The 9,359-nt window shown below is 46.6% G+C and carries 9 protein-coding genes and 1 pseudogene; 7 read left to right on the top strand and 3 right to left on the bottom strand.

Features of this window, described 5'->3' with window-relative positions:
- Both ACQY6Q_RS08250 and ACQY6Q_RS08245 read right to left on the bottom strand, forming a co-directional pair.
- A partial coding sequence (locus tag ACQY6Q_RS08250) for a heavy metal translocating P-type ATPase (protein ID WP_427980068.1) occupies window positions 1-2,430 on the bottom strand: 2,430 nt, incomplete at its 3' end.
- Window positions 2,423-2,845: a MerR family DNA-binding protein gene (locus ACQY6Q_RS08245; protein WP_427980065.1), complete on the bottom strand. Its 423-nt coding sequence runs from the start codon at window positions 2,843-2,845 to the stop codon at window positions 2,423-2,425. The genes ACQY6Q_RS08245 and ACQY6Q_RS08250, both read right to left, overlap by 8 nt.
- A 305-nt stretch (window positions 2,846-3,150) precedes the next feature.
- Here ACQY6Q_RS08245 and nifH point away from each other — a divergent pair, with 305 nt between their 5' ends.
- From nifH to cowN, 7 genes are all read left to right on the top strand, one after another.
- Window positions 3,151-4,029, top strand: coding sequence for a nitrogenase iron protein (nifH, locus tag ACQY6Q_RS08240; protein ID WP_427980064.1), 879 nt, complete (start codon window positions 3,151-3,153; stop codon window positions 4,027-4,029).
- 42 nt (window positions 4,030-4,071) lie between these two features.
- Entirely contained in the window at window positions 4,072-5,529 is a 1,458-nt protein-coding gene (gene nifD / locus ACQY6Q_RS08235; protein ID WP_427980062.1) for a nitrogenase molybdenum-iron protein alpha chain, read from the top strand.
- A gap of 104 nt (window positions 5,530-5,633) precedes the next feature.
- On the top strand, window positions 5,634-7,205 hold the full coding sequence (nifK, locus tag ACQY6Q_RS08230; protein ID WP_427980060.1) for a nitrogenase molybdenum-iron protein subunit beta: 1,572 nt from the start codon (window positions 5,634-5,636) through the stop codon (window positions 7,203-7,205).
- Between the two features lie 61 nt (window positions 7,206-7,266).
- Window positions 7,267-7,479: a putative nitrogen fixation protein NifT gene (nifT, locus tag ACQY6Q_RS08225; protein ID WP_427980058.1), complete on the top strand. Its 213-nt coding sequence runs from the start codon at window positions 7,267-7,269 to the stop codon at window positions 7,477-7,479.
- A 50-nt stretch (window positions 7,480-7,529) separates the two neighbouring features.
- Window positions 7,530-8,210, top strand: coding sequence for a NifB/NifX family molybdenum-iron cluster-binding protein (locus ACQY6Q_RS08220; protein WP_427980056.1), 681 nt, complete (start codon window positions 7,530-7,532; stop codon window positions 8,208-8,210).
- The gene (locus tag ACQY6Q_RS08215) at window positions 8,198-8,695 is read left to right on the top strand and encodes a hypothetical protein (protein ID WP_427980053.1); all 498 of its coding nucleotides are present in this window, start codon (window positions 8,198-8,200) and stop codon (window positions 8,693-8,695) included. The genes ACQY6Q_RS08220 and ACQY6Q_RS08215 overlap by 13 nt, the downstream gene beginning before the upstream one ends.
- 71 nt (window positions 8,696-8,766) lie before the next feature.
- Window positions 8,767-9,051 carry a N(2)-fixation sustaining protein CowN gene (gene cowN / locus ACQY6Q_RS08210; protein WP_427980051.1) on the top strand — a complete coding sequence of 95 codons (285 nt, stop codon included), beginning with the start codon at window positions 8,767-8,769 and terminating at the stop codon, window positions 9,049-9,051.
- 203 nt (window positions 9,052-9,254) lie between these two features.
- Here cowN and ACQY6Q_RS08205 read toward each other — a convergent pair.
- Window positions 9,255-9,359: pseudogene (locus tag ACQY6Q_RS08205) on the bottom strand (integron integrase); the annotation flags it as partial.

The raw sequence follows: 9,359 nt of genomic DNA, 5'->3' as shown, positions 1-9,359 counted from the left end.
AGCGGCCAGAGCAGGAGCGTCGTTAATTCCATCGCCTACCATCGCTACTCGATAACCCTGTTGCTGGTATTGTTTCAAATAAGACAATTTGTCATCGGGCAATAACTCGCCGTGGAATTCATCTAGCCCAGTTTGCTTGGCAATGGCTGCGGCTGTGGCCTGATTGTCGCCACTTAGCATTACCACTTTAATGCCTTGAGCTTGTAGGGCTTTAATGGCGTCGGCGGAATCCTCTTTAACCGGATCGCTGATGCTAAACTCGGCCATTAATTTACCATCCACTGCAAAATACACCCGCGAACCGCTGGCATCTAGTTGTTGTTCATTAGTGCTTAGCTCCACACCTTGTTGCTGCATCAGTTTGCTATTGCCCAACAACAAGTCTTGCTGTTGATAGCGAGCGCTAAGACCTAGGCCACTTAAATTATTAAGCTCTGCAATATCACGTGGGGGAATGTCATCAAGTTGCTGCTCTATGTAATTGACCATGGCGCTAGCCAAGGGATGGCTTGAAGCGCGCTCCATGGCATAAATCAAGGCCAGCAGCGGAGCGGCCTCGCCATGTAACTGACTCTGACTGACTTGGGGTTTACCTTGAGTAATGGTGCCGGTTTTATCCAAAATAATCAGGTTGATCTGACTGGCATTTTGTAGCGCTTCACCGTTGCGAATTAAACCGCCGGCTTCGGCAGCCTTACCCACACCAATCATGGTAGAGATGGGGGTGGCTAAGCCCAGCGCACAAGGGCAGGCGATGATCAATACCGAACACGCGGCGATTAACATGTTTACCCCTAGCGGTTCTGGCCCAAAGTTATACCACGCTAAAGCGGTGATGATCGCAATGATCATCACACTGGGAACAAACACTGCCGAGACTTTATCGGCCAATTGGCTAATCGGTGGTTTAGAGTTTTGCGCACGGCTGACCAAGTCGACGATTTTGGCTAACAGCGTATCTTTACCGACTTTTTCTGCGCTAATCACCAAGGGCTGGTTGCCATTGATGGTGCCAGCAGAGACGTTTTGCCCTTCGGTTTTTTCAATCGGAATAGGCTCGCCACTTAACATCGATTCATCCACCGTACTGGTGCCCTTGATGACTTTACCATCCACCGGAATGCTGTCGCCGGGTCTCACTAACAGGTGGTCGCCAATCTTAAGTTCGCTAATTGCTACGCTGCTCACATTGCCATCTTGATCGAGGCGTTGCGCAGTATTGCTTTGCAAGTTCAGCAGTTGATTGATGGCCGAAGAGGTTTTACCCCGTGCTTTTAGCTCTAAGGCTTTACCTAGGTTTATCAGACCAATGATCATCACGCTGGCTTCAAAATACAGATGCTGGGCGTTACTAGGGAATAGGCTGGGGCTTATTACTACCGCCATGGAGTAAAGCCATGCTGCGCCAGTACCTAAGGCAATCAGGGTATCCATATTAGCGTGACGGTGCTTTACGCTATTCCAAGCACTGCTGAAAAACTGCTTGCCTGAAATCCACATCACTAACAATGTCACTAAACCAACAAACAGCCACCAAGCTTGTTGCGCGGGGCTGCTAACGCTCATGGCTCCGCCTGCCAAGCCATAGCCCATTAGCGGAACTGCTAGGAGCAAGCTAAGTCCGGTTTGCATCAGTTTATGTCGATACTCTCGCTTATCGTCGCTGCTACGTTGTTGCTGCGCTTGTTGCTCATCTTCAATTAGGCTGGCGCCGTAGCCTGCTTGTTCGATTTGTTTAATCAGGCTGTCGGCTGATTCCTCGCCAAATACGCTGGCGGTGCGTTCGGCAAAGTTAATCTCTACTTTGGTTACTTTATCCAGCTTATGTAAGGCTTGTTCGATGGTATTTACGCAACTAGCACAGGTGACGCCGCTTAGGTTAAGTCGGGTAAGGGAGCTGTCTGAGCTAGGCGTAGTTGTTGCTGCATCGTCTGCAGCGGAGTGTTGAGACGCGTCGCTGTTGGTTTTGGGCGATGCCTCTGTTTCTACTTCCGCTTCTGTTTCTGCTTCAATTTCGGTTTCTGGCTGAGCTTCGGCTAAATAGCCGAACTCACTTAGGCGTTGCTCGATTTGGCTAGGCCATAAGCGCGTGCTTAGCTGTAAGGTTTGCTGCTGTATGTCTACGCTTAGTTCCGCTTCTGGATCGTCGCCCTGTATGGCTTGTTCGATTTTTTTAACGCAGTGCCCGCATTTAACATTTTGTAGTGAATACTGATAAGCCTGCGCTTCGCGCTGCTTAGTATGGTAGCCGGTTTGTTCAACCAACTGATTAAACTCAGTAAAATCGTCAAGCTCACTGACAATAGCATGGCGCTTATCGTCGCTCACTTGCAGCTGGGCGTCAGGATGCTGGCTTTGCACGGCTTGACTTAATTTGGCGACACATTTGCCGCAGGATAAGCCTTGTAAGTCGACCACTAAGTTACTCATCGTGTTCCTCCTTAGCTGACCATGATTCTATTAGGGCGCAAATACTCTGTTCTGTGGGGAGCTTATCCGGATGGCATTGCCACTGTTTATAGGTATCTTGCAGCATGGCCAACTGTTGTTGGGTTTTAAGCAAACGTTGTTCGGTTTGTTGGATCTTCTCTTGTAATAGCTGGCGAACCGTTGGGCAGGGGGTATCGCCGTCATTCGCCAAGGCTAATATGGATTGCACCTCTTTTAAGCTGAAGCCAATTTCTCGAGCCTGATGAATAAAGCGTAAGCGTTGTAGCGCTTGGCTATCGTAGTCTTTGTAGTTATTAACCGGATCACGGCTAGCGCTAATTAAATCCAAGCGTGTGTAATAGCGCACTGTATCGGCCGTGACGCCGGCTCGTTTGGCTAATTCTGAGGTTTTCATCGTGTTACCCATAGCAACTTTACTTAGCTCTACTATAAAACCTATGTGTTACACACGGGTCAAGCGGAAATGTGTATTTGCTGCATAAACAACACTCAGAAATATAACCACACAAAGTTTGGTACTTTTGCTACAAATCCTACATTGTGACGCGCTTTGTTCGTTGTTTTTTCCTTAATCTGTTGCTGGCTAATGTATTTAATTCCTTTTAAAACAATGTGTTAATTGCTTTTGCTTAAGCTGGAACGATATTCGCAGTAGTGATAGCGGGAACCGTTTTATCAAAGCTAAAAGGAAGAAATATTATGGCTATTCGTCAATGTGCAATTTACGGAAAAGGCGGTATTGGTAAATCTACCACTACTCAAAACCTAGTTGGTGCTCTAGCGGAAGCGGGCAAAAAAGTCATGATCATCGGTTGTGACCCTAAAGCTGACTCAACTCGTCTTATCTTACACGCGAAAGCTCAAAATACCATTATGGAAATGGCTGCTGAAGCGGGTTCTGTTGAAGACATCGAACTAGAAGATGTACTTAAAGTGGGTTACGGCGGTGTTCGTTGTGTTGAATCTGGCGGTCCAGAGCCAGGTGTTGGTTGTGCTGGTCGTGGTGTAATCACAGCGATTAACTTCCTAGAAGAAGAGGGCGCTTATGAAGAAGATCTCGACTTCGTATTCTACGACGTATTAGGTGACGTTGTGTGTGGTGGTTTCGCCATGCCTATTCGTGAAAACAAAGCCCAAGAAATCTACATCGTAGTATCTGGTGAAATGATGGCGATGTACGCCGCTAACAACATTTCTAAAGGTATTTGTAAATATGCTGCAACCGGTAGCGTGCGTTTAGCGGGTTTAATCTGTAACTCACGTAAATGTGACCGCGAAGACGAACTGATTGAAGCCCTAGCATCGAAAATCGGTACTCAAATGATCCACTTCGTACCTCGTGACAATGTTGTACAACAAGCTGAAATTCGTCGTATGACAGTAATCGAGTACAACCCTAAATGTAACCAAGCTGATGAATACCGCGCTCTTGCTCAGAAAATCATCAACAACAAACTGTTCGTTGTACCTACTCCAGTAAGCATGGACGAACTAGAAGAGTTGTTAATGGAATTCGGCATCATGGACGTTGAAGACGAATCCATCATCGGTAAAACGGCTGAAGAAATTACCGCTTAATCACTCTCAACAGTGAGCTAATTGATGCTATAGGAGGCAGCAATGTCAGATAAAAAAGCAGAGACTCAAGCGCTGATTGATGAAGTGCTAGAGGTCTATCCAGAGAAAGCCAAAAAAGATCGTCTCAAGCACCTCGGTGCCAACGACAGTGAAAAAGGCAGCTGTATTACCGCTAACCGTAAATCTTTACCTGGTGTTATGACCGCTCGTGGTTGTGCTTACGCCGGCTCTAAAGGGGTGGTGTGGGGGCCTATCAAAGATATGGTTCACATTTCTCACGGTCCAGTAGGTTGTGGTCAATATTCACGCGCTGGTCGTCGTAACTACTATACGGGTTACACCGGTGTGAACAGCTTCGGTACCATGAACTTCACCTCTGACTTCCAAGAGCGTGACATCGTATTTGGCGGCGACAAAAAGCTAGCCACCATTATCGACGAAGTAGAAATGTTATTCCCATTAACCAAAGGTATTTCAGTTCAATCTGAATGTCCGGTTGGTCTTATTGGTGACGACATCGAAGCGGTATCTAAAACCAAAGGCAAAGAAATTGGGAAAACCATTGTGCCAGTGCGCTGTGAAGGTTTCCGCGGTGTGAGCCAATCATTAGGTCACCATATTGCTAACGATACCTTACGCGATTACGTGCTAGATAAAGCAGAAGGTAAAGAAGTCGCCACAACTGATTACGACGTAGCCATTATTGGTGACTACAACATCGGTGGTGATGCTTGGTCTTCACGTATCCTTCTAGAAGAAATTGGCCTACGTGTTGTGGCTCAGTGGTCTGGTGACGGTACGCTACCGGAACTAGAAAACACCCCTAAAGTGAAAATGAACTTGGTTCACTGTTACCGTTCAATGAACTACATCTGTCGTCATATGGAAGAGAAATACGGGATTCCATGGATGGAGTACAACTTGTTTGGTCCTACCAAGTGTGAAGAGTCTTTACGCGCTATCGCTGCGAAATTTGACGAAAAAATTCAAGCTAAAGCTGAAGAAGTTATCGCCAAATACAAAGCGCAATGGCAGGCCGTGGTTGACAAATACCGTCCTCGTTTAGAAGGCAAAAAAGTCATGTTGTATGTAGGTGGTTTACGCCCACGTCACGTGATTGGTGCTTACGAAGACTTAGGTATGGAAATTGTTGGTGCTGGTTATGAGTTCGGTCATAACGATGATTACAGCAAAACGGTTCCTGAAGTGAAAGACGCCACCCTGATTTACGATGATGTTACCGGTTACGAGCTAGAAGCCTTTGCCGACAAACTTAAGCCCGACCTCATTGGTGCTGGTGTTAAAGAAAAATACATCTTCCAAAAAATGGGTATTCCATTCCGTCAAATGCACAGCTGGGATTACTCAGGTCCTTACCACGGCTTCGATGGCTTCGCTATCTTCGCCCGCGATATGGACATGACGCTAAACAACCCTTGCTGGAACAAAATGACACCGCCATGGAAAGCCGGTAAATCAGAAAGTAAAGCGGCCGCTTAACTCGAGCCTAGTTTACTTAGCAAGGTCAGGATGAGTGCAGCAGCACTTGAGTGTTTAACTCAATCCGTTAGTTCACAGATGAGTGGCGCGGAAGGAGAAAGAAAATGAGTCAATCAGTAGACGATATCAAAGCTGGCTACCCGCTGTTTCAGCAGCCAGAATATCAAGACATGATGGCGCGTAAACGTGCCGATCATGAAGAAGGCGTGAGCGACGAGAAGATTAAAGAAGTATTCGAGTGGACCACCACTGAAGAATACAAAGAGCTTAACTTTTCGCGTAAAACCCTAACCGTTGATCCCGCTAAGGCTTGCCAACCACTTGGTTCGGTATTATGTGCCTTGGGATTTGAAAATACCCTCCCTTATGTACATGGTTCTCAAGGATGTGTGGCTTACTTCCGCACTTACTTCAACCGTCATTTTAAAGAGCCAGTCGCCTGTGTTTCTGACTCTATGACAGAAGACGCCGCCGTATTTGGTGGACAAAAGAACATGTTTGATGGCCTGCAAAACGCGTTGGCTTTATACAAGCCAGAAGTGATTGCAGTGTCTACCACCTGTATGGCCGAAGTTATTGGTGATGACTTAAATGCCTTCATTGGTAACGCAAAAAAAGAGGGTTATATTCCACAAGATCTGCCCACTCCCTTTGCTCACACGCCTAGTTTCGTAGGTAGCCATGTGACCGGTTGGGACGGCATGTTCGAAGGGTTTGCCAAATACTTTACCGTGAACAAAATGGACGACAAAGTGGTGGCCAGCAATGGCAAAATCAACATCGTCCCCGGCTTTGAAACCTACTTAGGCAACTACCGCGTTATTCATAAAATGATGCAACAAATGGATGTGGATTACAGCTTGTTAAGTGATCCTTCTGAAGTGTTGGATACGCCAGCCGATGGTGAATACCGCATGTACGCTGGTGGTACACCATTAGCCGAGCTAGAAGACGCGCCTAACGCCATCACCACCGTGTTGTTACAACCTGACCAGTTAGTGAAAACTAAGAAACTAGTTGAAGGTGTATGGAATCACGAAGTACCTGCACTACAAATTCCTATGGGCCTAGACTGGACCGACGAATTCTTAATGAAGATTTCTGAACTTACTGGTAAACCCATTCCGGAATCACTAGCCACTGAGCGTGGTCGTTTGGTTGACATGATGACCGATTCGCACACCTGGTTACACGGTGTGAGCTTCTCCATCTATGGCGACCCAGATTACCTCATGGGCTTAACCAAGTTCCTTCAAGAACTAGGCTGTGAGATCAAACACATCTTGTGTCACAACGGTGCTAAACGTTGGCGCAAGAAAATGGAAGCCCTATGTGCTGAAGCCCCTTGTACTGCCAACGCTGAAATTCACGTAGGTAAAGACTTGTGGCACTTCCGTTCATTGGTATTCACCAATAAACCTGATTTCATGATTGGTAACTCTTACGCCAAGTTTATTCAACGTGATACCAAGGCCAAGGGTGAAGAGTTTGAAGTTCCACTCATTCGTTTGGGCTTCCCCATCTTCGACCGTCACCATTTACACCGCAACACCACCTTAGGTTATGAAGGCGGCATGTACATGTTGACCACCTTAGTGAATGAAGTGCTGGCTAAGCTTGATGAAGACACCAGCGAAATGGGTAAAACAGACTACGGTTTCGACCTAGTACGTTAAACCTCAAAGTCTGGCTGGGAGCATGCTTCCAGCCAGTTTTAGCCCTTGTTAAGGAGCAAGCATGCCCAATCTAATTATTAGTCGCGAAAGCTCTGGTGAGCTACAAGCCTACATCGCCAAGAAAGATTTAGAGTTAACTATCAACTCGTTACAGTTTGATCAAGACGATCAGTGGGGCGGGGAGTTAGAACTCAGCGATGGCAGCCGCTTTTATATTGAACCGCAGAATACCAAGCCAAGCTTACCTAAAACCTTTCGTGCCAGAAGAGCCTAGCGCAAGCTATTGCTTTGTGTTTTGCGCGTAATTTGTTTAGAGGACAGATCATGACCAAGCCTATGAGTGATACCCTAGCATTAAGGCTAGCGGTAGCGGCCAAAGCCGTACCCGATATTGAACTAAAACAGTTTATTCAGTTACTGATTACTCTTTGCGGTGAGCCACTAACAGAAAAAAAACTACGCGCGATTAGCCCTAAACAATTGCGTGAACTGTTTGCGCAAACCGCCTTACAAATTGACCGTAGCCAGCTCAACCAAGTGCATGCCATATTGGTCGCCGACGAAGTTAGCCCCATGGAAGCGCCTAGCATTCCTGCGCCAAAACAGTTAACTGGCCCAGTGGTGCAGTTAGCGGTAAGTTCAAATAACTTAGAGCGCATCGACGGGCATTTTGGCTCTTGTCTGCGTTTTTTGATTTATCAAGTAAGCGCTAGCGGTTATCAGCTGGTGGATGTTCGCCCGGTAGTCGAAAATCATACTGGCGATGCGCGCACTAGCTACTTAATTGAGTTAATTGGTGATTGCCAGTTACTCGCCACTTTATCTATAGGTGGCCCAGCTGCTGCGCGAGTCAGTCGTGCTGACATTCTTCCTTTAAAACAACTGACTCCTCAGCCTAGCCAAAGCATATTGCAACGTTTGCAGATGGTTATGGATCAGCCACCACGCTGGTTGGCGCGTTTGTTGGAAAGACAAGGGCAGGAGGCTGCTTTATGTGTGGAGTAGGTGAAACTCAAGTTAAAACTTGCAGCTGTAAAGGCGAAGATAAACCGCATCAGCCTAAGCACGGTGATTGTGGTTGCCACAGCGGAGAAGCTGAAGCCAAAAATTGCACTTGTAAGGGCGAGGATAAGCCGCATCAGCCCGAGCATGGCGATTGTGGCTGTCATAGTTCTAGTCACAGTGCTAAGCAATGCGGTTGTAAAGACAAGTACAGCGAGCAGCCGCTAAACCAGTCGATATTGGACAAATTGGTCTCTCGTATCGCCGACAAGGCCGATTACCAAAAGGGCTTGGCTTGTTTTAAAAAGCATCATCCTGGTATACGGGTGATTGAATGTAGCGAAGACGATATGGCCGAGCGCGAACCCTTTGTTGCTGCCAGTTACTTCGACATTTTTCTAATGGCCAATGGCACCAGTTGCGCACGCTTAACCAATAGCTTGGATCTAGCTATTGGGCTAGTGATTGCTTTGCACGAAGAAGACTAAATAATTTATCAATTCGATGAAGCATTTGCCCAGCTGCATAAGTGGGCAAATATCGTTTTAAGAGAACTATCATGTCAGACTTAAACAGTGACCGCTACGTGTCCTTTTGCAATATAGATTGCGACCAAAATGCCGACCGCTTAATTGAGATGCTCGATCACCATATTGCCGCAGGCAATGGCAGCGAGCTATGGCAACAGTACTTTATTGGCAAACGCGCCGAACAAAAAAAGATGCAGCGCGACAACCTCAATTTTGTTGGCAGCCAAACCAACCCGTTGTATGAATATTTTGAAGACTGTGGCGACCAAACCGCAACGGATTTGCTCTATCAAATAGAACAAGAATGTTGCTAGCGGCCTTAGCCTTAGCACAGTAAAAAGCAGCTTGTTAGCTGCTTTTTTTGTGGGAGAGAGTGGGGCTTGGGCGCTAAAGCATACCGCGTAGTGTGAGTGATGTTGTTGGTTTTATTAGTTTTTTTTGGCTTGGTCTAGGTTAAGTTTTGGGGAAAGGTGTTAGTGTGTGGCGATTTTAGAATGGGTCTGATTTAGTAAAGGCTTTAAACTAAATCTAAAGGGCTCGCTACTCCATCCGCTCCCATGTTGAGCACATGAGTATAAATTTGAGTGGTTCTTATATCGCTGTGACCCAATTGAGCTTGAAT

The organism is Agarivorans sp. (assembly GCF_050295395.1).
Taxonomy (GTDB): Bacteria; Pseudomonadota; Gammaproteobacteria; order Enterobacterales; family Celerinatantimonadaceae; genus Agarivorans.
Note: the sequence above shows the minus strand (reverse complement) of the source record. Positions and strands in the feature narration are given on the sequence as shown.